Below are 26,399 nucleotides of genomic sequence, written 5' to 3' on the forward strand. Positions count from 1 at the left end.
GAGACAGGTGCCTCATGACCGACCGGCAGTTGGCCGACCCTTCGCTCCCGCCCGTGATCGACACCGTGATCCGACAGTCCTCGACCGTCCTGAAGACTTATCAGGTCGACCCGGGACTGATACAGGAGCACGCCAACGGTGAGCGCCGGATCACCCAGGGCGGCTACGGAGAAAGGCAGTTGCTCGAACTCGTCCAGAACGCGGCGGACGAGATCGCGGCATCGCCCGGCGGCAAGCTGCACGTCGTCCTGACCGACGGCCACCTCTATTGCGCGAACGAAGGCACCCCGGTCACGCCGGAGGGCGCCGAGACCATCCTGCGCATGAGTGTCTCGCGCAAGCGCGGCGGGCAGATCGGGCGCTTCGGCGTCGGCGTCAAGTCCGTGCTCTCCGTGAGCGACTCGCCCCAATTCTTCAGCGGGAACGGTGCCTTCGGTTTCGGCTTCGACCGGGACTGGTCCGCCGCCGAGATCGCCCAGGCCATCGGCCGGCAGGGCGACATCGGAATGGACACCCCGGTGCTCCGCATGGCCCGGCCCCTCGACGTCGAACAGGAACGTGCCGACGACAACGTGCTGGACAAACTCCTGCGCTGGGCTACCACCGTCGTCCGTCTGCCCCTGATACCCGGTGCCGCGGAGCGTCTCGGACGGGACATCAGCGGGTACAGGAGTCGCACCGGGCGGATCACGGAAGCCTTCCCTGCCCGCTTCCAGTTGTTCTCCTCCCACGTCGGCCAGGTACTGCTGCACGACGAGCGCACCATGCCCCCCGCACGGCGGGAAATCTCGATCGAACCCAAGGGCATCCACCGCACCCTCAGGGAAGTGGCACGCGGCGCCAAGCAGACCACCGAGCAGTGGAAGGTGTTCTCCGTCGCCCACTCTCCCACCGACAACGTCGCGGACAGCGCTGGCGAGTTGCACAACCGGCCAGTACTCGAAATCTCTTGGGCCGTGCCCGAATACACCGTCCGCAACGGCCTGTACACCACACCCGTCGGCAGGGGGTCGTTCTGGGCCTTCTTCCCGACGAAATACGAGGTGTCGCTGACCGGCATTCTGAACGCCCCATGGAAGACGAACGAGGACCGACAGCACCTTCTGGACGGCAGCCCCTTCAACCGGGAGCTACTGCAGGTCGCGGCCCAGTTGGTGATCGATACCCTGCCCCAACTTGTGCCCGCCGAGGACCCCGCCGCGTACCTTCCCCTGCTGCCGGGCCGCACCAAGGAGAAGCTCAACTGGGCTGACGACTATTTCCTCCGGCAAGTGTGGGAAATAGCTGCCCAACGCCCCTCACTGCCTGATCAGAACGGTGAACTCCAGCTCCCTCGCGACCTGTTCATCACGCCGTCCGATCTTGACAAGGAATGGATCCGGATCTGGTCGGAGTACAGCGGCCGCCCCACCAACTGGGTGCACTCATCCGTCGACGCCTCCGACAGCGCCCTCCGTCGCGGCAAAATGATGCACATCTTGGACGCGGCCGGGAAGACGCCCGAGAACGTCAAGGACTGGCTCGAAGCGCTCGTCGCCGACGGCTCCGCTGAGGCTTCGTGCCACGCCATCGAGATCCTTTCGCTGATGGTGCTCAAGGATCAGGCCGCGCGCTATCGCGGCGACTCTTCTCTCACCGCCGAGGCCCGCAAGGCCCGGATCGTGCTGACGGAGGAGCACGGGGTCGTCGCCCCGATAGCCGGTGAGATTTTCCACCGGACCTCCGCCGACTCCCTTCGCGACGACATGGTCTACGTCCACCCGTCGATCTCCGAACGCCCCGAAATGGCCCGGCATCTGCACAATATCGGCATCAACGTCGCCAATGCGCAGGGACGGTTCGAGGGCGTCCTCGATCAGGGATTCGCCAATTACGACAACGACGCATGGTCCAACTTCTGGATCCTCCTACGCAGTGCCGGCGGCAGCGCGCAGGTCAACCGTATTCGCACCAAGGTGCCCAGGCCGCTGGAGACGCTACGCGTTCGCACCATGGACGGTCGTTACAGGCTGATGCGTGACTGCCTCCTGCCCGGACCCGTGGTGCCAGGCGACGGAAGCCGCGACAAGGCCATCGCCGTCGACCTGGACTTCCACGAGAGCGACAGACCGGTCTTCCGTGAACTCGGGTTGATCGACCGTCCCGCCGGCGGATACCAGGCCCACCAAGAGACATGGTTCGAGGAATACCGACAAATCATTCATGCCCAGCACTTGCGCGGCCTGTCGAGTTCCGCCCCCCGCCCCAGCATCTCCCGCCTCACCGTCGAGGGTGCTCCGACGTTGGGACCGCTGCACCTGCTGCCCGCACTGTCCGAGGAGGGCCGCGCAGCCTTCGTAGCAGCTCTGCCGGCATCCGACATCTCGCAGTACTGGCAGATGCAGTACGGAACCACCGCCAGCACCCGCAAGGCCGTGATGTCCCCGCTGCGCTGGATGATCTCCAAGCATGGCCTCGTGAAGACCTCCTTGGGACTGACCCGGGTGTCCGAGGCTGTCGGTCCGCAGCTCAAGGCGTTCCGTGCTGTTCTCCCTGTCGCCGAGATCTCGGAGGAGGCGGCGCGGAGACTCAACATGCCCACGACCTCCGACGAGGTGCCCGCCCGACGCTGGGGCAAGCTGTTGGACCTCGTGCTCGAGAGCGAGGACGACGCGTTCATCGGTCGCGCGTACGCCCTCCTGCACAGGGTCGGCTTCGAGTTCCCGGAAGGCGTTCCGACCCGATGCCGCGTGGGCTCCTCCTGGGAAGGGCGCCCTGACAACGAGATCGCCGTCGCGATGAACGCGCTGGAGTTCAAGGAGCTCGTCCGTGAGCGACTCCCCGCGCTCCTGGTCACCGACAAGGCGGATGTGGCCACGGCGAAGGAGATGATCGAGGAATGGGGCATGCTCAAGGTCTCCGACGTCATCAGCAGAGAGATCGAGCCTGTCAAGATCGGGCGGGCTGTGTCCCTGTTCGAGGAGTTCACGACGGTCAAGGCGCGCCTCGGTCAGGCAGGCAGCAGCTACAAGATCCAGCGCTGCTCCGAGCTTGAGCAAGTAGTGCGCACGCCCATGGGCAGCAAGCGGAAGTCGCTCAAGTTCGCGAGGAAGGGCCAGACCCTTTTCGTACTGGACTCCCTGGACCGGCTGCAGGTTCTGCAGGCCGCCGATGAGGAATTCAAGTGGGGCTTCGGCACGGCAGGCTGCAGCCAGGCACTCGCTCTCCAGGACAGGCAGGAGCACGACCAGGCTCTGCAGGGGAGGCTGCGCGCTGTGCGGGAGAGCGAGAGCGTCATCGACAAGATCGCTCTGCTGATCGGTGAAGAGGCCTTGCGTGGCGAGCTTCCGCCCGGCCTCATGGAGAGCGAGATCCAGGAGCAGGGCGCTGAACCGACCCCTCGGCGCGTCGCAGAGATGGCCTTCAACGCCCACGGCGAAGCGATCCTTCGGGTCCACTCCCGGGATCTCGCTCTGGACTTCCCCACCCGCGCTCCCAGCTCCTTCACCGGGAACCCGAAGGCCTTGCGCTTCGTCACCGACCTCGGGTTCCCGGATTCCTTCGCGGGCGCTCAGGTGCCCTCGCTGGAGCCCCGCATCGAGGTCGACGGTCCGTCCGAATTTCCTTCCCTGCACCCCTACCAGGAGGAACTCGCGCAGGCGCTGCTCGCTCTGCTGGAGAACTCGATGCCCCAGCGCGGCATGCTCAGCCTGCCAACCGGATCCGGCAAGACACGCGTCACAGCGGAGGGAGTGATCCGGTGGATCCGTGATCGGGAGGATCTGCCCGGTCCGGTCTTGTGGATCGCCCAGACCGACGAGTTGTGCGAACAGGCCGTGCAGAGCTGGAAGTTCGTCTGGTCGAAGGTGGGTCCCGAGCTTCCTCTGGTCATCAGCCGGCTCTGGGCCTCGAACGAGGCGACCCCCGTCGACGGACGTCCGCACCTGGTCGTCGCCACCGACGCCAAGCTGGACAGCTGCCTGGAAAAGGAGGACTACGCCTGGCTGCGGGAGACTGCCGAACTCGTCATCATCGATGAGGCGCACACCGCGATGTCGCCGCGCTACACACGGCTGCTCGAACAGCTCGACCTCACACACCGTCGTACCAGTCGTCACCTGATCGGACTCACCGCGACCCCGTACCGGAACAACGAGGAACTGACCCGGCTGCTCGTGCAGCGGTTCGGCCACCGTCTCGACACCGGGGTCTTCGACGGCGATCTGTCCGTCGCCATCAAGGGGTTGCAACAGATCGGTGTCCTGGCCCAGGTCAAACACCGAGAACTGGTGGGCGCCGACATCTCGCTGACGGCGGACGAGCGTGCCCAGTCCGAGAAGTTCTCCACCTTGCCCAAGGGCGCCGAGCAGCGGCTGGCCGAGGACCACGGACGCAGCCAGCGCATCGTCGACGAGATCGCCGCCATGCCCGCCGACTGGCCTGTGCTTGTGTTCGCCACATCCGTGGCCCACGCCAAGCTCCTGGCCGCCAAGCTCGGTGACCGGGACATCAAGGCCGCAGCGATCGACTCGACCACGCCCCCCAACGAACGTCGTAAGCAGATCGACGACTTCCGCAAGGGCAGGATCCAGGTCCTGACCAACTACGGTGTGCTCACCCAGGGCTTCGACGCACCGGCCACCCGCGTCGTGGTCGTGGCCCGTCCGACGTACAGCCCGAACATCTACCAGCAGATGATCGGACGCGGTCTGCGTGGCCCGAAGAACGGTGGCAAGGAGAGCTGCCTGATCCTGAACGTGCGGGACAACATCACGAACTTCGGTGAGGAACTCGCCTTCACCGAGTTCGAGTACCTGTGGAGCGAGGGCCAGTGACTCTCACCTCTCTCACCGAGCATCAACTCACCGACGCGCAGCAGGCCGTGGTGGACCAGCCCTGGGATGCCCGGGTGCTGGTCACGGCCGGGGCCGGAGCCGGCAAGACGCACACCCTCGTGCGGCGGCTCGACGTGTTGGTGGAGCGCGAGGAACTGGAGGCCGGGGAGATCCTGGTGCTCAGCTTCTCCCGTGCCGCCGTGCGCGAACTCACCGAGCGGATCGAGCGGCATGCCGCCGCCGCGCAGCGGATTCGCGTGCAGACCTTCGACGCCTGGGCCGCAGCCCTGCTCAACCGCGCCTACCCGGACACGGACTGGGGGACGTACACCTTCGACGAGCGCATCGAGGCCGCCACCGAGGCGATCGACAAGGGGGCGGTCGAGGGCGGCGAGTACCTGCCCGCCCATGTGGTGATCGATGAGGTGCAGGACCTCGTGGGTGTCCGTCGGGAGATGGTCGAGGCACTGCTCGACCGATTCCAGGAGAACAGCGGCTTCACCGTGGTAGGTGATTCAGCTCAGGCCGTGTACGGATTCCAGGTGTCCGATCCGGATCAGCGGGCCGAGGAGACCGACCGCTTCCTGGCCTGGGTGCGTGCCACCTTCGGTGAGGACCTGGTGGAACTCCACCTGGACGACAACTTCCGGGCCCGCAGCCAGGCCGCCCGGATGGCCCTGCCCTACGGCGCCCAGTTGCAACGGCTGCCCCGCGATCGGGCCGAGGCCGCCACCGAGGCCGAGCGTATCCACGGCGACCTGCGCGCTCTGCTGCTCTCGGCACCGAACTTCGGAGGCCTGGAGGACGAGTTCGTGCGGGCAGCGCTGCGCGACTATCCCGACACCACCACCATCCTCTGCCGCGACAACGGCCAGGCATTGACGTTGTCGGGCATGTTGGCCGACGCCGATGTCCCCCACACACTGCAGCGGTCGGCGCGCGAGCGCTCGGCCCCTGTGTGGATGTCCGAACTCCTCGCCTCGACCGGCGCGTCCACTCTGAGCCGGGAGCGCTTCGAAGAACTGCTGGTCGACCTGCAGATCCCGGTCGGCAGCACGCCGGAGGCGTTGTGGCGTTCGGTGCGCAAGGTAGCGCGGGGCAGCGGTCGCGGCACACTCGATGTCGCCGGGCTGCACCGGGCGCTAGCCGAGGGCCGGTTGCCCGACGAGCTCACCGCGTCACAGCCGTCCTCGCTCGTGATCTCGACCGTGCACCGCGCCAAAGGCCTGGAGTTCGACCGGGTCCTGATCGTCGAACCACGCGTGCTGAAGGAGCCGACCCAAGTCCGGAAGAAGAAGTACGACTACGACCCGGCGGCGGAAGCCCGGCTGCTGTATGTGGCCATGACCCGGGCCCGGGATGATCTGTACGTCCTGGACGCCCCCAACTCGTGGCTCCTCCGCAAGGACAAGAGGATCGACCGTTGGTACCTGGGCGGTCGCAGCACCTGGGCCCGCAACGGCATCGAGCTGATCGGCTCGGACGTGTCCCACGAGCAGCCACCGGGCGCGGAGGGAATACACCAGGACGCTGCGGAGGTGTCGCGGTACCTCCTGGCCGACGTCACCGCTGGTGCCGAGGCGGAGCTCGTACTGCTGCACGGCATCCCGGTCGCCGCCGACCAGTCCCCGCCGTACGCGGTGGTGGTCGGTGGGCGACGAATCGGGGTGGTGTCGGAGCGCTTCCGCACCGACCTGCACCGAATGCTGCGCCGCACCGCGCATTCGGAGGTCGATCGCTGGCCGCAACTGATCACCGGTCTCCGGGTCGAATGCGTGGAGAGTGTGGCGGGCGTTCCTGCGGCGACCGAGGCCGCCGGGCTGGGTACGCACGGCGCGTGGGTCGCACCCCGATTGTGCGGTCTGGGGCGCTTCCAGTGGTACGCGGACGGACCGGAAGGGAGCGAAGGATGAGCGGGTCGGATCACCAGGCACACTACGAGGTGTGTGACTCGCTCCTCGGCGCCCTGCGGCAAGACCTCCTCGGTCCCGTGGGTGGTCCGGACGAAGTTCTCACGGACGATGCGCCGATCACCATGTACCCGGTCGGCGTGCTCTTCCCGCGCTCGAAGCCGGACCGGTCCGGTGTCTCGCCCCAGAGTGGTCCGGCCGAGCTGGGGGAGCTGGAGTACGAGCGGGACGGGCCCGACATGACGCCACTCGGCACCCGTCGGGACATCGAAGAAGGCCCCGGCGATCTGGGCGTCTCGCTGGCAAACGTCCGGATGCCGTCGTCCATCGGTCTTACGTTCGCTGTGAACCCGGCCGTGTCCGCGTGGATTCGCTTGACCGTGCACGCTGCCGTCTATCTGCCAGAGGACGCCGAGGGAAATCCGGTGGCCGCGAAGCGGACCGAGGCACGAAGCACGAAGGCCCAGCGGGAGCATTGGCGTCGTTCCGCTCTGCGGATCGAGCCCATCGACGTGGACGTCACGCAGCCCTGCCTGCTCGACCCCTTCGACCTCCATCCCGGCCTGGAACTGCGTGTGCTGGTCCGCCCCAGGTCCGAGTCCGACGGGACGGTGACCGTGACGGCCACGGTCGTCAACAGTCTGAAGGTCGGTCAATTCGACCTACGGGACGCGCACTGCTTCTACCAACCGGAGCTGATCGTCACCGCCAAGGACGGCAGCAGTCCGGTGTTCGTGGCACGGCCGACCGCTCTGGACGCGGTCGACTCGGAACATGCGCTGAGCCGCCTCCTGTACCGCCATGCGCCAAGCTTCGCCACAGGCCATGGCTGTGCGGCGCATTGGGACTGGACGCCACCTCCGGTGGGGTCCGTATCGATCAAGCCTCCGACCGTCACCGCCTTGCGAACCGAGTTCGTCCCGTCCCACGAGGTGTTGCTGACGGACTCCAACCCGGAGATCGACGACAAAGCACTGACCATGTACCGACTGGGAACCGACCCGGCCCACGACGTCGTCTCGGCCCTTCGCACCTTGCTGAGCGGGTACGAGCAGTGGATCGAGACCCAGGAGGGTCAGGCCCGCCTGCTGCACGGCACGGAGTACAGCGAAATCGCGGTAGATCAGGTCCAGCTCTGCAAGCGAGCACTGCGCCGAATGCATGACGGCGTGGATCTGCTGGAGGACCCCGATCAGCCGGAAATTCTGCGCGCGTTCCAGCTGGCGAACCTCGCGATGGCCGACCAGCGGGCGCGTACCGCGTGGATCAAAGGCGGCAGATCGGGCGAACCGGATAGCCAGGCCGGGCGGTGGCGGCCCTTCCAGATCTCCTTCGTCCTGCTCTGCCTGGCCGGGATCGTCACTCCGGACCACGAGGACCGACAGGTCTCCGACCTGCTGTGGTTCCCCACTGGTGGCGGTAAGACGGAGGCCTATCTCGGACTGATCGCCTTCACCGCCTTCTTGAGGCGCCTACGGGACGGGGAGGCCGGGGGCGGCGTCACGGTGCTCATGCGGTACACGCTCCGCCTGCTCACTCTCCAACAGTTCGAGCGCGCCGCCGCACTCATCTGCGCGATGGAACTCGTACGGGCAGCCGACCCGGGACGTCTGGGGCTCGAGGAGATCTCCATCGGTATGTGGGTGGGTCGTTCGGCGACCCCCAACACACTGGCGGTCGCCGCGAGCAAACTGGCCGTTCTCGCGCGCAACGAGAGTTTCCAGTTGGAGACGGAGAACCCGGTCCAACTGCGCAACTGCCCTTGGTGCGGCGAATCGTTGCGCGCGGCGGACTACGGGGTCGATGAGAACGCCGTACGTATGACTGTCAACTGCCCGGCCAGCACGTGCGACTTCCGCCGCGGTTTGCCGGTACACCTCATCGACGAAGCCGTCTACGCCCATCGTCCGACCTTGGTCATCGCAACGGTCGACAAGTTCGCCTCGATGCCGTGGCGACCCGCGTCCGCGGCTCTGTTCAACCGGGACGTGGACGGAGTGCGGGCGCCCGAGCTCATCATCCAGGATGAACTCCACCTGATCTCGGGCCCGCTCGGCACGCTGACCGGCCTGTACGAGACGGCCGTGGACGCCTTGGCGGATCGGCCCAAGGTCATCGCTTCGACCGCGACCATCCGACGTGCCGAGGAGCAGGGCACCCGACTGTTCGCCCGTTCGGTGGAGCAGTTTCCACCCTCGGGCCTCGACTCCCGGGATTCCTGGTTCGCCGTGGAGACGCCACGGGAGCGAAAGGCGGCCCGCCGCTACGTCGGCCTGCTGACATCCAGCACCAGCCAGGCCACGTTGCTGATCCGGGTGTACGCGTCGCTGCTCCACCGGGCTCACACCCATAGTGCTCCGCCTGAGGTGAAGGACGCGTATTGGACCTTGATCGGCTACTTCAACAGCTTGCGACTGCTTTCGGCAGCGGAGCTCCAGGTCCTCGACGACGTCCAGGAACGCCTGGGACACCTCGCGGTGCGGGACGGGGTCAAGGCGCGCCGCGCCGACGCCCTCACGGAGCTGAGTAGCCGGGCGAATTCGAGCGACATCTCCCGCCGACTCAAGGCCGTGGAACGACAGCTCCCGATGCCGGACGTACTGGACGTGTTGCTCGCCACCAACATGATCTCCGTGGGAGTCGACGTGGACCGGCTGGGGCTGATGGCAGTGATGGGGCAGCCCCAGACCACTGCCGAGTACATCCAGGCGACGAGCCGGGTCGGCCGACAACACCCCGGTCTCGTGGCGATCATGCTCAACTCCACGCGCTCCCGCGACCGTTCGCACTACGAGGACTTCCAGAGTTTCCACTCCGCCCTGTACCGCGAGGTGGAGTCCACCAGCGTGACCCCCTTCTCCGCGCGGGCCCGTGACCGCGGACTGCACGCCGTGGTGGTGGCCCTGGCTCGGTTGATGCTGCCGGCCGCACGTGACAACGACGCGGCGGCGCGCGTGGAGGACTTCGTGATCGATCTCCGCGAGACGGTCGGTACCCTCCTGCTGGACCGGGTGGCGGCGGTCGAGCCGGCCGAGCTCGAGTCCACCACAGCGGCCTTTGAGGATTTCGTCGGATGGTGGCAGGACGAGGCGCTGGCCCGCCCGAATCTTGTGTACGAGGCTCCACGTGGCTCCCGCGTGCCCGCCCTGTTGGCCAACTTCGACGACGAGTCGCCCGACGCCTCTCCGTGGAAGACACTGTGGAGTCTGCGCGACGTCGATGCCTCGTCCACCTTCTTCGAGGAGCGCTGAACCATGAGCCCCGCCCCGCCTCGCACCCGTCGCCGCGGCCTCCCGTCGGCACCGGCCCGTACCGTCCGCAAGCTCGGAGAGATCCGGCGGGCCCAGCTCATCACGACGTATGGTGTCGGGGCCATGATCGCGGTGGAGAACGAGTCCTTCCTGGTCCGCGGCATCGACTCGTGGGACGTCTCCGAGGCGCCGTTCATCTCGGAGCCCCGCTTGGCCCGGCAGCTGGGCGTCTCCGGCTTCCGCATGCCACCGGCGCCCGATCCCGACAAGGCCCGGGACGGCGTACGGGCAGTGCGTTTCCCGGAGATGTACTCGTGCCCCCACTGCCATCAACTGCAGCCCTTCCGTAAGTTCAACTCGCCCGCCGGTCGGGCCGAGTGCTCGACCTGTCAGGAGAACCTGGTCCCGTCCCGCTTCGTGATCGCCTGCACACACGGCCATCTGGAGGACTTCCCCTACTGGAAGTGGGTCCATCGGGGCAACCGGACGACCTCCGGGGCCTGTGGGGGACAACTGACATTCCGGGCCGACGGCTCGACCGCGTCGTTGCGCGCCGTGTTGATCGGCTGCAGTTGCGGGGTGGAGGAAGTGTCGATGGAGGGGTCGTTCCGACGGCAGGCCCTCAAGGACCTCGGCATCCGGTGCGCCGGCCGTAGCCCCTGGCTCAAGGACGCTCCGGCCGTGAGCTGCCAGGAGTCACCGCGCACCCTCCAGCGCGGTTCCTCCTCGGTGTGGTTCCCGGTCATGTACTCGGCTCTCTCCATCCCTCCGTGGAGCCAGGGCATCGCCAAGCTCGTCGCGCCGTTCTACGAAGTCTTCAAAAATGAGGACGCCCCCTCCATCAAGGCGTTCGTGCGCATGCAGAGACTGCTGCGTCACCACCCCGAGTACACCGGGGACGACGTGGTGGCCGAGGTCGAGCGGAGGCGCGCTGCCGAGGCTGCCGCGATCGAGCCGGCCGATGGTACGGAGATCGCCCAGCGCGCACGCAACTACCGGCAGGAGATCTACGAGGGCGAGTACCAGAGCCTGTCCACGCCTCATCCAGAGGTCGCGGACCAGGACCAGGAGTTTGTGTGCGAGCCCCCCACAACCCCGATCGGCGCTCTACGCTCGTCCCATGGCCTGGCTCAGGTGATGCTGGTCAAGCGGCTGCGCGAGGTGCGGGCACTGCAGTCGTTCCGGCGCGTGGAGGAACCGAGTCCGGCGGATTCCTCACTGCGCGAGGCCGCGATCTCGCCGGCCAAGCCGAATTGGCTGCCGGCCTTCGAAGTGAGCGGTGAAGGGGTGTTCGTTCGTCTCGACCCGGAGCGGCTGCGAGTCTGGGAGCAGGAACCAGGGCAGGTGGCCCGCGCCGCCCGGGTTCGGGAAAGCCACGAGAGGCTGCTGTCAGCACGTATGGGCGACTCTGACAAACCGGTTCCGCCCTCGCCCGCTACGCCCCGCTTCCTCCTTCTGCATGCCTTGGCACACATACTGATCAACGAATGGAGCCTGGACGGCGGCTACCCGGCCGCCTCCCTACGCGAGCGGATCTACGGCGAGGGGGACATGGCGGGAGTACTCGTCTACACGGCCACCAGCGACTCCGCCGGCAGTCTCGGCGGCGTCGTCGCCCAGGGTGAACCGGACCGTCTCGAAGCCTCTCTCCGAGCTGCCCTGCACAGAGCGAGCTGGTGCTCGAACGACCCCCTGTGCATGGAGTCCGAGTCGAGCGGCGCGGACAGCCTGAACGTGGCCGCCTGCCATGCCTGTCTACTGCTCCCCGAGACGAGCTGCGAGAACAACAACATCCTGCTCGACCGGGCAACCCTCGTCGGGACACCGGACGGTCAAGTACCGGGCTTCTTCACTCGCTGACACCCTGGCCGGCACGTACGCTGGCCACCGAATCGGCTCAGATCACTGACGTGCACGAATCTGCGCCTCATAGTGACTCAGAGCTTGGTCCAGAACGTCCTCCGGATCACAGCCGTGCGCTCGCAGCCAGAGCAGGAAGTCCGAGATGACACCGACCACGGCATCCTGAGTCACCGCTACGCTCAACTTGCTCGGGTTCGACACACGCGCCCTCTTCGACATTGTGCAAGTGTCAAGCAGGGCCTCAGCTCGCATGACACCAGGCGTCGCGACATGGCCGTTCGGCGACGCAAGCTTCGTCGACAGCTCGCACCACGTCACCTTTCTGTCGGCGAGGAGTTGAACGCCCCAGCGGTCAGCGGTGCAAGTGACGAGCGCCATACCCCGCCCCGATTCGGAGTTGACATCCACCTCACGGAGCGTGGGTAGAGCGCGGGTGTCTGGGTCCTGAACCTCGATGCGCAGGCGGGTGCCCGTCATCGAGACAGCGAGGGTGGCGGGGGTACCCACACCAACGTGAGTAATCACGTTGGATACGAGCTCGCTCAGACAGAGTTGGGCCACATCGACGAGTTCGTCCAGGCCCCAGAGCCTCAAGTGGATCCTCAAGGCTCGCCGTAGAGCGGCCACCTCCTCGGGCTCCGCAAGGAAGTCAAGGCTCCATGGCTTTCGTGACATACAGGCTTCCTGGATCACGAGGACCCCTCTCATTGCATGCCGCCTCCCCGACCCGTTCGAGCCAGCGGAGCGTTACGAGCACTCACTCTGTGTTGCGCCACCAGAAGAATGGACCGCGCATATCCCCACATGCAATGTGCACGTCGGGATTCCCACTTCCGAGTGATTGGCAGGCAGCACCCTTGGCGCAAGACTGAATGCCCGCTATTCGACGGATGGTTGAGAAGGTTTTGAGATGGCCGGTTCACCGACGGCACGGCGTCGTCGTCTCTCGATCGAGCTGAAGAAGTTGCGCGAGACGAGCGGGCTGACGTGCGCCCAGGTCGGGGCAGCGCTGGACTGGAGCGGCTCCAAGGTCAACCGGATGGAGACGGGCAGTGGGCGGGTGCAACCCTCCGATGTCGATGCCCTGTGCCGGTTCCACGACACGAGCGAAGAGCTGCGCGAATTCCTCAAGTCCCTCGCCCGTCAGGCCAAGACGCGCGGCTGGTGGCAGGTGCACGGCGCGGGCGTGCCCGAATGGTTCAACATCTACATCGGGTTGGAACAGGACGCCTCGGTACTTCGCCAGTATCAGTGCGAGTTGCTGCCGGGCCTCATGCAGACCGAGGAGTACGCCCGTGAGCTCCACACGACGGGTGCGCACATGTCCGCCGAGGACATCGACAGAGCCGTACGCGTTCGCATGGAGCGCCAGGCCATGCTCGCTCGGCCCGACGCGCCCGACGCCTGGTTCGTCGTGAACGAAGGGGCCGTGCGCAACGTCGTCGGGGACCGGGCGCTGATGCGGGAACAGCTGGAACGCGTCCTGGAGTCCGCCGAGTTGCCGTCCGTGACCTTGCAGGTCCTCCCCTTCGACTCGGGGACCTGCCCGGCGACAGGCTCGTTCACGATGCTCGGTTTTCCGGCCCCGGAAGACCCGGATCTGGTCTACCGGGACGGCATCACCGATGCCGTCTACCTGGAAGGCGAGCATCATGTCCGTGAGTACACGAGGGCGTTCGACGGTCTGCGAGCCGCGGCTCTCAGTCCTCAACGGTCCGCCCAGTTGATCAAGTCCGTCTTGAAGGAATGCGCCAGATGACAATCGCAGAGGCCGGCGACGACCACCGTCCGACGTGGTTCACGTCCTCGTACAGCAACGGCGCGGGAGGCGAGTGCGTGGAGTGCGCGAGATCCGACGCCCAGACACTCATACGTGACTCCAAAATCCCGAACGGCCACGTCGTCACCGTTGGCAGTAGTGCTTGGCGCCCCTTCATCCATGCCCTGAAGCGCGGGAAGCCGACCCCCTCGTAGCCCTACATGTCTCGCTACGGGTCCTGTCCTCGTTCGCAGGCGGCGACGCGTTCTTGGACGCCATCGACCAACTACTCGTCGAACTCCGAGCAGAGCCGCAGGAGATCCATCTCATCGCCGGAGCGTCAGAGTTCCGCGTGGGACCTTCCACGTAGGTGTCTGCATTCAGCGTATGGACCTGTGTCTGCCCTTGGAACAGTTCCTGGACAGCGCCGTGTGCAGCGAGATCAACAAGATGCGTGAGCAGGAGTTCCACGACCTGACGCGTGCAAGCTGTCATCCGTGAAGGAGAGTTGTGGCGCAACACGAGTACGAGGCGAAGTTCCTGGAGATCGACGTGCAGGCGACTGTCGGCGTGCTGCGCGCCGCTGGGGCCGAACAGGTCTTTCCCAAGACCATGTTCACCCGGCTCATCTTCGAGAACGACGCCGTGCAGGGGGAACAGTGGCTGAGGCTGCGGGATGAGGGTGGCAGGACCACGCTCACACTGAAGCAGGTCACCGACGCCACGGACATCAACGGGACCACAGAGATCGAGGTCGAGGTCGACGACCTGGGCAGGACCGCGGAGCTGCTCGCGGCGCTCGGGCTGCGGCAGGTTCGGTATCAGCAGAACTACCGCGAGGAATGGCGACTGGACGGCGTCACGTACGACTTCGACACGTGGCCGGAGCTGGAGACCTTCCTGGAGATCGAGGGTTCTTCCGAGGCGGCGGTGCGGGGCGCCGTGGCGGCTCTGGGCCTGGACTACGCCCGGGCTCGCTTCGGCAGTATCGATCTGATCTACAAGAGCGAGCTGGGGCGGGACATCCTCGCCGAGCCGACCCTCCTCTTCGCGTGAGGGCGCGTGCTCGTCCGGACAGTCACGACCCGACACGTGGGACCTCAGCCGCTGCCGCCCCCTGCCGTTCCGGGGCGCACGGCTCTTCCACGAGACGGCCTCGAACGGATCCTCACGCCGGCCGTGAGGATGTAGGACACTCCTCGTAGGACAGCGGGACACCAAGGAGCAGATGATCGTGAGCGCACAGCATACGGAAACAACCGTTCCCGCGCCGTTGCCGTTGAAGACCATCGGCGACATCCGCGCGGCCCTGCGATCCGGGCACGGCTTCCCTGGCGACCAGGGTGCCTTTGAAGCGGACCTTCAGCGTGCGCTGGAGGCGTCGTCGGAAACCGACCTCAATGCTGTCGCAGCGGTGATCGTCGACTATCGAGGCAGGATCCGGCTCTATCAGGACCCGGCCTTCGACATCGCGGTGCAGGAAGGCATCGACCTCGCCACTCGCCTCAAGCAGGAGGCACAGGACCAGTGAGTGGCGTGATCGCTGCCATCACGGCACGGGCGGCCCAGCGCGCCAAGGTGCTCGGGGCTGAGCAGGAGCTGGAAGCCCTGCGGCAAGAACTGGAACAGATTCCACGCCTGGGGGTGCTCCTCGGGCCACCGCGGCAGGACGGGACCGAGGTCCGCAAGACCAGGATCGAGCCCAGGGACGATGTTCCCGGGCTGGCAGTGGCATACGTCTACACACCGTCTCCTCCCCCTCCGACCGTCGCCATCGTCGCGGTGACGCCGGACGACGGCGTCGATCCCCTATAGGACTTCCATCCCGCCCGCTTCGCCCCCTGCCCCGATGACGCCCTGTTGCCGTACCGGCACGCGCGATAACCTGCACGAGTCCTGTGCGGCAGGCCAGTCGACGCAGGCAGCACAGTCGACGGCAGTCGAGGGACGCGAGGGGAATCGGGGAACCGTGGAGCGGCAGGGCGACGTGCGAGGGCACTACGAGGAGCTCGCGGCCGAGTACGACGAGCACTGGATCTACGGCCCGGAGTACGTTCCCTGGATGTCCGGCCGGATCGCCGAGGCGCTGCGGCTCGACCCCACGGACCGGATAGCCGACATCGGTTCCGGAACGGGCTTGTTCGCGAAGGAAGTTGCTGAGCAGGTCCAGCCACGTCAGCCGATCCTGTGTGTCGATCCCTCCGCGGCGATGCTCCGTCAGCTCGGCGCCCCACCGCCCCCCGCCCTGGTGCCGATCGTCGCCTCCGCCGAGGACATCGCCGAAGGGCGAGCGGAGCTGCCGTACGAACAACTCGACGCGATGTGGCTCAAGGAGTCGGTGCATCATGTGGCCGACCAGGCTCGAACGCTTCGGGGGCTTGCCGAACGGCTCGCGCCGGGAGGGCGGCTGCTGGTGGTGATGCTCCCCGCCACGATCAAGTATCCGCTGTTCAAGGCCGCCCTCGACCGCTTTGAGGAGCTTCAGCCGGACCCCGCGCTCATAGAGTCGCATCTGAGGGTGGCCGGGCTGGAGGCCGACCTCACACACGTCGAGCATGAACTACGCATCGACCGGGACAGGTACTTCGGCATGGTGCGCGCCCGCTATATGTCGCTGCTTTCGACCTTCAGCGACAGTGAGATCGAAAAGGGCATCGAAGAAATGCGGGCTGCGCACCCGGAGCCCGTTCTGGCGTTCCCTGACCGGTTCGCGTTCGTCGTCGGACGGCGGCGAGGGAACGAGGCGTGAGCACCGTGGTCGACGAACGGCTGCGGCGTCTGAGGAACGAACTCGATGACCACGCGCGGATCGCCGATCGGTTGGGGCTCGATCTGGCACGGCCACTGCGGTCGCTGAACGACGGCTACCCGGAGAACGCCGTCGCTCTGGTCGGAAAGCTGGCCGAGAAGTTGCTCAAGGAGCTGTGGCGCTACCACGAAATCGAAGGCGATCCTGCGACGAAGGCACTGAACGACCTCGTCAAGCGCTGCCGACCGTACATCCGCAGCAGCACGGTCCTGGACGCTCTGGACGACATCCGACGGCTCCGTAACCGGTCCACGCACGACGGATACGACATCAGCGACGAGGACGGCCTGCAGGCCGTACGCAGGCTCGTGGACGTGCTGATCTGGTTCACCGACACGGGAAGCGTGGCGCTGCTCGACGGTGAACCCGACATGGCCCCTGAAGTGGCGCGTCGCTGCGAGTTCCTCGCCGGCCTGTACCTCACGCTCGGCTACCGCCAGGCCAAGCGGTTCGTGCTCAGCCGGGACACCGTGTACCAGTTGTTCTGCCGTGAGTCGGGAGTACGACTCGAATATGTGGAGTTGATGCTCTCCCAGGACGCCGATGACCTGAGTACGGTCCTCGCCTCCAGCGGCGGCGAGCTGTTGCGTACCCGATTGCCAAAGCTCACCCGGTTCGTCGTCCTCGACGACGACTGCGGAAATCCCTCCGACCCGCTGCGTCAGCTCCTGGGCGGGGACTTCCGGATCGTGCGTTACGACGGCTTTCTCGACACCGTCGTCAAACTCGACAACCACCTCGCCCGCGTCGTCTCCGTCGAAGAGCCGGTCGAACCGCGGACCGCTGTCACCGCGGCCACACTGACCACCGACCCGCGCACCGGCGAGGCACGGGTGGAACAGTCCGGAAACGCGGCGGAGCTGCTGTCCCGGCTCGCTCAGAGCAACGCGAACGTTCTGGTCACCGGACGTCCCGGAAGCGGAAAGAGCACGCTGCTGCGCTCACTCGCGACCGACCCGGAGATCCACCGATTTCGCTTCTACTTCGACCTCGGGCTCAAACCGAAGGACGAACCGTTCTCCGAGTACGCGGGCCGTCTCGTGGCGCCTGCCTTGGCGCCTTCGGACCGCTCCCGCGCGTTCGACCTCTTTCTCTACCTGATCCGCTCCGGGACCGCGCTGTGTGTGCTCGATGCCGTCGACGAAGGCGTCGAGGAGTCGAGCCCCGCGGGGTTCTTACGGCTCTTCACCGATCTCGCCGCCGTCCTGTCCGCCGAATCGGCGGTAGTCATGAGTTCACGGGTGTCCTTCCTCGCAGACTCGCCCCAGGTACGCCAGCTGCTGGACAGTGGTGCGGGCCGCTCCGAGCAACTGGTCGAGCAGATGTACGCGAACGGCCTCGACCCATCACGTGTGCCGCACTTCCACGTCGTACGCCTGGCCGAGCCCGAGGCCACACCGCTGGAGAAGCAGCTCGTCGCCGTGCTGGACCTTCCGCCGGGGCAGAGGCTCGCGGACATACTCGGAGCACACATCACACGGACATTGGCCCAGCGAGGACGGCCCGACCTGGAAGCGCGGCTGCCTGCCGCGTTCGGACACGCCTTCCTCTCCGACCAGACCGTGTTCTCTCTCCTCGACCTGGTCCGGCGGTTGGGGTCCGACGCTTTCACGGACGGGCGGCTGGATCTCGACGCCTGTGTCCTTGGGCCGTTGCTGCGACCTGCCGGGCCTGATCGCCTCGCATTTGCGCACAGCGCCTATCAGGAACTTCTGGCCGCCCGGTATCTCACCGATCCATCACATCAGGACGAGGCGGCGGATATTCCCGGAGGTGCCTTCCTCACCGAGCAAGTGCGCGCCTTCCTGGCCGGGATGCCCAGTCTTCCGAGGACCGACGACTGTGTGTTGCCCAGTGGCGCGTATCTGGTCGGTCCGGCTGAGCGGCTGCTGATCCGCCGGGTCCGACATGCTGTGCGTTTCGATCGCGACGCCGTGACCGTCGCACGCTATCGCTGCTTCCTCAACGCCCTGGAAACAGACGGTACTTCACGGTGGGACCACCCGAAGCAGCCCGTCGACATCACACATCGTCCGGCGATCAACCGGCTACGCTGCCCCGACTACTACGAGAACTCGTCCTACGACGCTCACCCCGCCATCTGCGTCAGTTGGTGGAGCGCGTACGCCTTCGCCGCCTTCGAAGGGAAGCGGCTGCCGACGGCTCTTGAATGGGAGGCTGCCGCACGAGGCAACGACGGCCGGCTCTTTCCCTGGGGCGACGCCCCGGACGGCGATCGCGTCAACTGCGCCGACTCCTGGGTCGGCCGACCCGTCGTCACGTACCAAGCCTGGTACCGGGACTTCGCGGGAGACGCCCTTCGCAGAGCATGGGTGACACCGGTCGGAGAACGCCCGGGCAACCGTTCCCCGTTCGGACTTCTCGACATGGTGGGCAATTGCTGGGAATGGACTTCCACCAGCCTGGACGACTCCGGCGAAGCCGTCATCTGCGGTGGTAGTTATGACAACCCGTTGCGCGCCGCACAGACCAGCAGCAAGGGCATTTATCGAAAGAACGGTGCAAGTAACGCGGTCGGCTTCCGATGTGTGCAATCCGTCAGCGACGAAAGCAGCCCCTGTGGGACAGAGGAGTCGACGATATGAGCGGCGGGCAGCCGCGCTACGGAACCATCGTCGACACACGGCTGAGCGGCGGAGGACCGAGCGGTGTACTCAGCTCCTACATCATTCGCGACGATGAGGACGAGCGCTACTACAGCTTCGACTACCGGCACATCGTGACCGAGGGATTCCGGACCATCCGCGCAGGGGAGCACGTGCGTTTCCATATCAGTGCCGAAAGTCCTGACCGGGCCGAATTCGTGATCCGCCTCGGTCAGCCCGACCCGACCGAGTACTACCGGTGACCGACAGCGCTCCGCTCCTCAGCACGGTCACCGGGTCGCGTCAGGAATTGACCGTCGTCCTGCCCGTGCGGTTGAAGCGCATTCCCGACTGGGCGGAAGGACCCTTCCCGTTCGAGCTGGGCAGCCGCCGCACCGATGCCGAAACCCGGTCGACCTACTTCGCTCCCGCCTCTGCCCGAGCCCTTTACGGGGGGCCTGGACGGCCTCGGCGCTGGCACCTGCCCACAGATGTCAAGCACGATGGGCTGCATCTGCTCGGCCTGGAACTTCTCCGTGCCGCCAGCGCACGCGACCCCGAACACGCCCTCGCCGTACTGCACTTCAGTGTGGAGAGACCGCTCCTGCCCGTCCTCCGGGCACTGGCCGGACGACGGTCGGAGGTCGGTGCCGAACCGCTCACCGGGTCCTTCGATCCCACCGCACTCCTCGCGGACGTCGCCGACGTACGCACGTCCGGCATGCCGTTCGCTGTTGCCCGGCCCTACTCGATCGCCTTCATGACGCCGACGGCACAACACACTCCTGCGCTCCGCACAGGCCCGGAGAGAGAACTCCCGGCCGATGCCGACCGCTGGCTGTGGCAACTGGCTTCACGCTCCACACCAGAAGACTTCCCCGTCCCGCCGGAGACCGCTCACTCGCAACTCGAAGACACCGTCCGCATCTCGGCGGACTGGAGCGCCCTTGTACTGCGCCAAGGCGCTGCCTTCCTCGGCCACCGGCCCGATACGGGTCAGGGCGACTTCTTCGAATTCGGTGCCCTGCACTCCCGCACGGTCTATCTCGACGCCCTGCTCCTCGGCGTCCTCCAACGCGATCACATCGACGAACTCACGGACGAACTGTCCGGTGTGTTCGACTCCTCGCGACTCGCACGACGCGTGGCCACCTTGGAGAGGAACATCGCCGTCTTTCGCAGCACCTACTGGCGACAGCACCTCACAGCCCACGGGCCCGCGAACGACCTGCTGCTCGCTTTCCACAACCAGTATCGGTTACCCGCCCGCTTCGACGAGATCCTCGCTGAAGCGGGCGACTACAGCAGGCTCGTACAAACCCAGGAGAGTCAGCAGATCAGCGGTGCTCTGGGCCTTCTCACCATCCTCGGCCTGCCGCTGGGCACCGCCCTCGGCATCCTGCAGGTTCTCGACGACCACTCCGTGGCACACCTGCTCATCTCTCTCGGACTGTCCGTCGCCGCCACAGCGGCAGCCTTGACGACACGGTACGGGCGCCTGGTCCTGTCGTCGCTGCGGGGCGGAATCGGCAGGGAGTAGGCCCCAGCGCGAGTGGGTGAGCGGCCATGTCCGGCCGCACCGCCCCCTCATGTGCCGCGGATCAGCTTCGGTCCGTGGCTTTCGGATGCCCGGTGCCCGCGAAGGTGATCCAACAGGTGTCGCGGGCGGTGTCCAGGAGGTACCAGACGCGGCCGCCCCCGGTGACCTCGATCTGCCACTGCTCGCAGGTCCGGCCCCGGTGAGTGCCATGGGCCAGGCTTCCACCTTGAGCCGGTGGTGGCGGGGTGTCTCGATGGTCGGCTTGGGGTGGGTGCGCAGGGTGACCCAGGCTCGGTAGGTGTTCTCCCGGGCCTGTTGGGCGAGGTTCTCCCAGCCTTTGGCCGAGGCGGCGTCCGCGAAGCGGACGTCCCAGTGTCCTTCCGGGGCCGGTGGCGCGGCGCGATCCCCGCGGCCGAAGCTCATGCGATGTCCCGCGGGTCGGGTACCGCGCCGTAGTCCTCGGCGTGGTCTCGGGTCAGCGCGGTCAGTAGTTCGGGGTCGGAGTGGACCTCGGCGGTGTGCTGCCAGGCGATGAGCAGTTGGGCGACGGAGGCGCTGTTGCCGACCGAGTCGGCGGCCCGCATGGTGTCGACGAGCTCGATGGCGAAGGCGTGGACGTCGGGCTCGGGGAGGAAGCGCACCCAGGGGAACGCGTCCGGCAGTATGTCGAGGAGCAGTTCCATGCTGCCGGGCTCGCGGCGGGCCATCGCGACCAGCATCCGCGTGGCCGCCGACACCACGGTCTGGTCCTGCTCGGCCCGCGCCGCGGTGGTGAGCACCAGATCCTCGCCGTCCCTACGGTGCAGGAGCAGTCTCGGCGATTCCTGGAGCCGGGCCAGTGTCTGCTTGTTCTTGTTCACCAGCTCGGAGAAGTTCACGGCGGCGCTCTCGGTACCCATGACTTTGAAAGTACTTCGAAACTCGCATGCCCGCCATCACTCACGAGCGCGCTCACTCGAAAGAGAGCAAGCGCGTCTCCGCCGTGGATGGGAGGGGCTTGGTCCACCAGTGGTCGTAGCGGCGGTAGGGGGTGGGGTCGTCGCGGTCGGTGAGGAGCTTGTGCAGGGTGGTGGCCTCCGCGGTCAGGGCGTTCCAGGTGGGGGCGGGGAGGGGGTGGAAGGCCGTGGCCTCGATTCCGGTGGGGAGTGGGCGCCAGATGCCCGCCACGTACCCGTCCACCAGCAGCGTCGGCAGTACGTCGCCGTTCATGCGGGTCACGTACTTGCGGTACTCGGCGGGGAGCACGCGGCCTCGGTCGGCGTAGGCGAGGAGGGTGCTGTCCCACATGGCCATCAGGCGGGGTGGGGCGGGGGTGTCCTCGGAGGGACGGGGGGCGCCCGGGATGTCGTACAGCAGTCGCTTGCCGTCGGGGGCCTGGAGTACTTCGAGTTCCTCGGACAGTGACGGTGACTCCAGCGCCGTTCTGATCCGGCCCTGCTGGACCAGCGCGAACTGGGCCATGTCCGCGACCGTGGCCGGGCCGAAGCCCTGGAGGTAGCGGCGGATGAGGGTGCGGAGGCCCTCGCCGGCCGCGTCCGGTTCGGTGAGGGCCGGGCGGGGGAAGGCCGCCACGTACGACTGGCGGGTGTCGAAGGACCAGGGGCCGCCGGTCGGGGCGTGCCACAGGGGCGCGTAGTGGCGGAGCATGCGGTGGGCGCCGGTGTCCGGGGTGGTGGTGCCGAGGTGGTCCTCCAGCCAGGTTCTGAGTTCGGCGGCCGTACGCGGGGTGTCCTCGACGTACGTCAGCAGGGGTGGGAGGAAGGTGTCGGCGTCGGACGCGGTCAGGCCGGAGGCCCTGAAGCGGGGGTCGCCGAGACGGGAGCCTCGGAGGGTGGGTTCCATCGCCTCGCGGAACGGGCGGTAGTCGTCGGCGTGGACGGTGTGGACGGTGATGCGCATCAGGGTCGCTCTGACCAGGTGGTGATCGGTGAGCGCCGCGTCCAGGGCCGCCGGGTCGAAGGGGGACAGGCGGTTCCACAGGGCGATGTACGGGGAGGCCGGCTGCTGGGCCTGGAGGGCCACGATGCGGCGTACCGCCTTGGCCACGTCCAACTGCTCGCGGGCGAGGAGGAGTTGACGGGCGAGCGTGGCGCGGTTGAGGGCGCGGGCGGTGAGTTTCTGGGTCCCCATGATGCGATTCTCACGCCTCCCCTACCTCTCCTGCCTCCCCTACCTCCCCTACCTCCCCTACCTCCCCTGCCTCGGCGGCTTATCGGGAAGGCTGACCGGGACACGGCAACGTGCCCTGCGCCGTCCCTGTCGGGCGGCGCGGGGCACGGGTGCGGGACGGACTACGTCGTCGCCTCGCCCTTCGTCAGCAGCCACTCCTCGTGCAGCGCGCCCAGCGGGATCTTCGTCTGGAAGATCGGGGTGCCGAAGATGGAGAGTTGGAGGTTGAGCGTGCCGGTGAGGTCGATGCCGCCGTAGAGGGCCCAGGAGCCGGAGGCGGAGCCCGTGCCGTCCGCCGAGCCCTCGGCCGTCGCGTCGGCTTCGGCGCGGAGGTACGGGGCGACGTCGGCGGTGACGCCGACCGTGCCGTAGAGGCCGACCGTCGCCTCGGCGCCCATCGCGGCCTTGACGTCACCGACCGCCGTGACGGTCGTCTTCAGCGGCTCGCCGCTCATGTTCGACTCGCTCACCCCCTGCCAGCCCTTGGCCCAGGTGAAGTTGCCGCCGACGCGGAAGTCGCCCTTGAGGTCCTGTTCGACGTCGACCGTCACGCGGCCGTCGGCCTCGACCTGGAAGTAGCAGACGAGGTCGAGGTTGACGACGATCGGGACCGGGCCGACCTGGATGACGGGGTCGGCGTGCAGTTCGGCGAAGGGGATACGGATCGGCTTGGCGGCGGTCGAGCCCGCCGCGCGGCCCTTCAGGGACCACTGGGAGGCCCAGTCGCCGGTGAGGCCCAGGAACGCGCCGCCGGGCGATGCGCCCGTACCGGCACCGGAACCGTCGTACGAGAAGGCGACCTCGGGGGCGAGTTGGACGAAGCCCTCGACCGACGCGGCGGCCGAGGCGGGGGCGCCCGGTGCGGTCTCCACGGCGGCGCCGACGTCGATGCGCAGGCTGCCCAGCGGGAGTTTCGCGCCCTCGGGGCCGAAGGTGAGGTTGCCGGTCTTCGCCCAGGAGACCTTCACGCCCTGGACGAGCGGGTCGACCTCCAGGGTGGACGGGTCGACGGGGACCGTGCCGTCCGCCTCGCTCTCGCCCAGCACGGAGTTGAGCTTGGCCGGCTCCGTCTCGACCGTCGTACCGCCGTCCGCGGCGGTCCCCACGACCTCCGTCACCTTGGCCAGTACGCCGTCGGGGGCGCCGGGGGCCGGGGCGCTGGCTATGACGTCGCCTACGGCCACGGCGGGCTTCGGCTTCGCGCCACCTTCGGAGCCGGAGCCCGTGTCCGAACCTTCGGAGCCGGAGCCCGTGTCCGACGGGGATTCCGACGCGGTTCCGGACGGCGCCGTCGACGGCTCCGCGTCCGAAGTGGCGGACGACGGTGCCGAGATGACCGCCCGGCCGCTCTTCCGGTCGTACGACGCGACCTTGAGCGCGGACTTCTCGGCCTTGCCCTGGTCGACCGCGTTCGCGTCGGCCACGGCGGTGGGGGTGGCGTCGCCGTCCGGGGCGGAGACGACGGCGAGTTGTTCCTCTACGGCCCCGGGCTCGGGGGTCTCGGCCGTCGTGGCCGCCGCCTTGTCGACGGTGGAGGTGGAGGGGGAGTCGGTGGCGGAGCAGCCGGTGGTCAGCAGGGTCGCGACGGTGATCGCCGACAGTGCCGACAGCAGGGCATGTCTTCTGAGCTTGTGCACGCGTGAGTCCTCGGGAGCGGTGACAGGGGGGTGCGCTTCAGGAGGGCGGAGATGGAGATGAGGAGCAGGAGGGCGGAGATGAGAGATCGAGATCCGGCGTCGGGGGGGGCGGCCACGACGGCGCGGTTGCCCGGGAGGCAGCGCGTACGCGACGGTTACCCCCCAGTAGTCATGCATGAGCATGCCAGGCCTACGGGTGGGTCGCGGACCACTTCCCACACGTCACGCCGGTGACGTGGATCACACTCCTGTACTGCTCAACTAGCCTTCCAAGCAAGGGAGTTGAGGCATCCGGCCATCACCGTGTGCCGGGGCCCTCTTGGGTGGTTGCCGACGGGAAGCACACCCTTGTCGAAAGACACCCTCAAAGAACACCGCCCTCCCCCCGAAACGCCCGCCGATACGCGTACGGGCTCGTCCCCACCACCCGCTTGAAGCGGTCGCGGAATGCCGTGGGGGAGCCGAAGCCGGCCTGGGTGGCGATGCGTTCGACCGTGTGGTCGGTGGACTCCAGGAGGTACTGGGCGCGGCGGACCCGTGCCCGGTGCAGCCACTGCAGGGGCGTCGTGCCGGTCTGTTCGCGGAAGCGGCGGTTCAGGGTGCGGGCGCTGGTGCCGGCGTGGAGGGCGATGTCGTCCAGGGTCAGATCCCGCTCCACGTTCTCCTCCAGCCAGCGCAGCAGGGGCTCCATCGTCGCGCCGGCGGGGGCCGGGGGCTGGTCCTGGACGATGAACTGGGCCTGGCCGCCCTCCCGTTCGAGGGGCATCACACACATCCGCGCGGTGAACGCGGCGACCGCCGAGCCATGGTCCCTGCGGATCATGTGCAGACACATGTCCATGGCCGCCGCGGCGCCCGCCGAGGTCAGGAACTGGCCGTTGTCCACGTAGAGGACGTTCGGGTCGACGGTGACGAGGGGGTGGCGAGCCGCCAGGTCGGGAGCCGCGATCCAGTGCGTCGTGGCGCGCAGCCCGTCCAGCAGGCCCGTCGCGGCGAAGAGGAACGCGCCCACGCAGATCGAGGCGATCCGCGTCCCGCTCGCCGCCGCCGCGTGCAGCGCCTCCGTCACCCCCGGCGGCAACGGCGCCGTCGGGTCCTCCGTCCCCGGCAGGATGATCGTGTCCGCCTCGGCCAGCGCTTCCAGCCCGTACGGCGCCCGCACGCTGAACGGGCCCGCCTTCACCTCCCCGTCCGCCGCCACCGAGCAGACCCGTACCCGGTACGCCTCCCGCCCGTCCGGCAGCCGGGCCCAGCCGAAGGTGTCGACGGGGGCCGACATGTCGAAGGGGATCACGTTCTCCAGCGCCAGTACGGCCACGGTGTGCATGGCGAGAGAGTAGAGGGGCGCCGGGTTCTCGCCAAGCGCCTGCGGGCAGCCGAGCTCCGGGTCCCGACCCCGGTCCCACCCCGGAAAGGCCCCCGGTCCCACCCTGGAAAGGCCCCTGATCCGCCACTACCGCCACTACCGCCGCTGGCGAGAATCCGTTGGGCTCTGGCAATCCCGCCACTACTCCCCACCCCATCCGCCCCCGTACCGTCCCCCCGTGACCAAGTTCCTGCTCTCCCTCCACGTCCTCGCCGCGATCATCGCCGTAGGGCCCATCACCGTCGCGGCCAGCATGTTCCCGCCGAGCGCGCGCAAGGCGCTGGCCGAACCCGGGAGCGAGCGGGCGGGGTCGGCCGTACGGCTGCTGCACCGGATCTGCCGGGTGTACGGCGGGGTGGGCATCGCGGTACCCGTGCTGGGGTTCGCCACGGCGATGAGCATGGGCGTGCTGACGGACCCCTGGCTGATCGTGTCGATGCTGCTGACCGCCCTCGCGGCGATGGTCCTGCTGGCGCTGGTCCTGCCCCGGCAGGAGGAGATCCTGGAAGGGCTCGGCGGAGGGGATGGGGAGGCCGGTGGGACGAGGACGGCCGTCGGCCCCAGGGTGACCGCCCAACTCGGCATGTTCACCGGCGTGTTCAACCTGCTGTGGGCCACGGTCACGGTGCTGATGATCGTCCGCCCCGGTTCCACCACCGGAGCCTGAGCCCCGCC

At 67.5% G+C, this 26,399-nt stretch carries 19 protein-coding genes; 14 read left to right on the forward strand and 5 right to left on the reverse strand.

All coding sequences use genetic code 11. The features are described from left to right. The first annotated feature begins 14 nt into the window (after window positions 1-14). From ACZ7MG_RS29275 to drmB, 4 genes are read left to right on the forward strand one after another with little or no spacing between them, the layout of a single operon-like run. Complete coding sequence (locus tag ACZ7MG_RS29275; protein ID WP_471393316.1) at window positions 15-4,814, forward strand: DEAD/DEAH box helicase; 4,800 nt, start codon at window positions 15-17, stop codon at window positions 4,812-4,814. After that, window positions 4,811-6,727 carry a UvrD-helicase domain-containing protein gene (locus ACZ7MG_RS29280; RefSeq protein ID WP_471393313.1) on the forward strand — a complete coding sequence of 639 codons (1,917 nt, stop codon included), beginning with the start codon at window positions 4,811-4,813 and terminating at the stop codon, window positions 6,725-6,727. Before ACZ7MG_RS29275 ends, ACZ7MG_RS29280 begins: the two co-directional genes overlap by 4 nt. Continuing rightward, window positions 6,724-9,975 carry a helicase-related protein gene (locus tag ACZ7MG_RS29285; RefSeq protein WP_471393310.1) on the forward strand — a complete coding sequence of 1,084 codons (3,252 nt, stop codon included), beginning with the start codon at window positions 6,724-6,726 and terminating at the stop codon, window positions 9,973-9,975. The genes ACZ7MG_RS29280 and ACZ7MG_RS29285 overlap by 4 nt, the downstream gene beginning before the upstream one ends. A 3-nt stretch (window positions 9,976-9,978) precedes the next feature. Further along, window positions 9,979-11,835 carry a DrmB family protein gene (gene drmB, locus ACZ7MG_RS29290; RefSeq protein WP_471393307.1) on the forward strand — a complete coding sequence of 619 codons (1,857 nt, stop codon included), beginning with the start codon at window positions 9,979-9,981 and terminating at the stop codon, window positions 11,833-11,835. A 42-nt stretch (window positions 11,836-11,877) separates the two neighbouring features. Here drmB and ACZ7MG_RS29295 read toward each other — a convergent pair whose 3' ends face one another. Then, on the reverse strand, window positions 11,878-12,513 hold the full coding sequence (locus tag ACZ7MG_RS29295; RefSeq protein WP_471393387.1) for an ATP-binding protein: 636 nt from the start codon (window positions 12,511-12,513) through the stop codon (window positions 11,878-11,880). A 235-nt stretch (window positions 12,514-12,748) separates the two neighbouring features. Here ACZ7MG_RS29295 and ACZ7MG_RS29300 point away from each other — a divergent pair, with 235 nt between their 5' ends. The 9 genes from ACZ7MG_RS29300 (at window position 12,749) to ACZ7MG_RS29340 (ending at window position 20,552) form a co-directional block, all read left to right on the forward strand. Further along, window positions 12,749-13,597 (forward strand): helix-turn-helix domain-containing protein, encoded by an 849-nt coding sequence (locus tag ACZ7MG_RS29300; protein ID WP_471393305.1) that lies wholly within the window; start codon window positions 12,749-12,751, stop codon window positions 13,595-13,597. Continuing rightward, the gene (locus tag ACZ7MG_RS29305) at window positions 13,594-13,812 is read left to right on the forward strand and encodes a DUF397 domain-containing protein (RefSeq protein ID WP_471946208.1); all 219 of its coding nucleotides are present in this window, start codon (window positions 13,594-13,596) and stop codon (window positions 13,810-13,812) included. Before ACZ7MG_RS29300 ends, ACZ7MG_RS29305 begins: the two co-directional genes overlap by 4 nt. A gap of 295 nt (window positions 13,813-14,107) precedes the next feature. After that, a complete protein-coding gene (locus tag ACZ7MG_RS29310; RefSeq protein ID WP_471393299.1) occupies window positions 14,108-14,653 on the forward strand; it encodes a class IV adenylate cyclase in 546 nt (181 codons plus the stop codon). Between the two features lie 178 nt (window positions 14,654-14,831). Then, window positions 14,832-15,128 (forward strand): DUF6247 family protein, encoded by a 297-nt coding sequence (locus ACZ7MG_RS29315; RefSeq protein WP_471393297.1) that lies wholly within the window; start codon window positions 14,832-14,834, stop codon window positions 15,126-15,128. Window positions 15,129-15,133: 5 nt separating this feature from the next. After that, window positions 15,134-15,412 (forward strand): hypothetical protein, encoded by a 279-nt coding sequence (locus tag ACZ7MG_RS29320; RefSeq protein ID WP_471393294.1) that lies wholly within the window; start codon window positions 15,134-15,136, stop codon window positions 15,410-15,412. Window positions 15,413-15,566: 154 nt separating this feature from the next. Further along, window positions 15,567-16,346 (forward strand): class I SAM-dependent methyltransferase, encoded by a 780-nt coding sequence (locus ACZ7MG_RS29325; RefSeq protein ID WP_471393291.1) that lies wholly within the window; start codon window positions 15,567-15,569, stop codon window positions 16,344-16,346. After that, the gene (locus tag ACZ7MG_RS29330) at window positions 16,343-19,012 is read left to right on the forward strand and encodes an SUMF1/EgtB/PvdO family nonheme iron enzyme (RefSeq protein WP_471393288.1); all 2,670 of its coding nucleotides are present in this window, start codon (window positions 16,343-16,345) and stop codon (window positions 19,010-19,012) included. Before ACZ7MG_RS29325 ends, ACZ7MG_RS29330 begins: the two co-directional genes overlap by 4 nt. Next, on the forward strand, window positions 19,009-19,275 hold the full coding sequence (locus ACZ7MG_RS29335) for a hypothetical protein (protein WP_471393285.1): 267 nt from the start codon (window positions 19,009-19,011) through the stop codon (window positions 19,273-19,275). Before ACZ7MG_RS29330 ends, ACZ7MG_RS29335 begins: the two co-directional genes overlap by 4 nt. Beyond that, window positions 19,272-20,552, forward strand: a complete 1,281-nt coding sequence (locus ACZ7MG_RS29340) for a hypothetical protein (protein WP_471393284.1) — start codon at window positions 19,272-19,274, stop codon at window positions 20,550-20,552. The genes ACZ7MG_RS29335 and ACZ7MG_RS29340 overlap by 4 nt, the downstream gene beginning before the upstream one ends. A gap of 419 nt (window positions 20,553-20,971) precedes the next feature. On the opposite strand, the gene ACZ7MG_RS29345 is transcribed toward ACZ7MG_RS29340, so the two are convergent. The 4 genes from ACZ7MG_RS29345 to ACZ7MG_RS29360 all read right to left on the reverse strand — a co-directional run bounded on the left by ACZ7MG_RS29345 (window position 20,972) and on the right by ACZ7MG_RS29360 (window position 25,685). Beyond that, a complete protein-coding gene (locus ACZ7MG_RS29345; protein WP_471393282.1) occupies window positions 20,972-21,451 on the reverse strand; it encodes a hypothetical protein in 480 nt (159 codons plus the stop codon). A gap of 52 nt (window positions 21,452-21,503) precedes the next feature. Next, window positions 21,504-22,682 (reverse strand): winged helix DNA-binding domain-containing protein, encoded by a 1,179-nt coding sequence (locus ACZ7MG_RS29350; RefSeq protein ID WP_471393280.1) that lies wholly within the window; start codon window positions 22,680-22,682, stop codon window positions 21,504-21,506. Between the two features lie 161 nt (window positions 22,683-22,843). After that, window positions 22,844-24,358 (reverse strand): hypothetical protein, encoded by a 1,515-nt coding sequence (locus tag ACZ7MG_RS29355; protein ID WP_471393278.1) that lies wholly within the window; start codon window positions 24,356-24,358, stop codon window positions 22,844-22,846. A gap of 364 nt (window positions 24,359-24,722) precedes the next feature. Next, on the reverse strand, window positions 24,723-25,685 hold the full coding sequence (locus ACZ7MG_RS29360) for a GlxA family transcriptional regulator (protein WP_471393275.1): 963 nt from the start codon (window positions 25,683-25,685) through the stop codon (window positions 24,723-24,725). A gap of 217 nt (window positions 25,686-25,902) precedes the next feature. Here ACZ7MG_RS29360 and ACZ7MG_RS29365 point away from each other — a divergent pair, with 217 nt between their 5' ends. Then, on the forward strand, window positions 25,903-26,391 hold the full coding sequence (locus ACZ7MG_RS29365) for a DUF2269 family protein (RefSeq protein WP_471393272.1): 489 nt from the start codon (window positions 25,903-25,905) through the stop codon (window positions 26,389-26,391). The last annotated feature ends 8 nt before the right edge of the window (window positions 26,392-26,399 follow it).

It is taken from the genome of Streptomyces sp. NPDC107538, assembly GCF_055657445.1.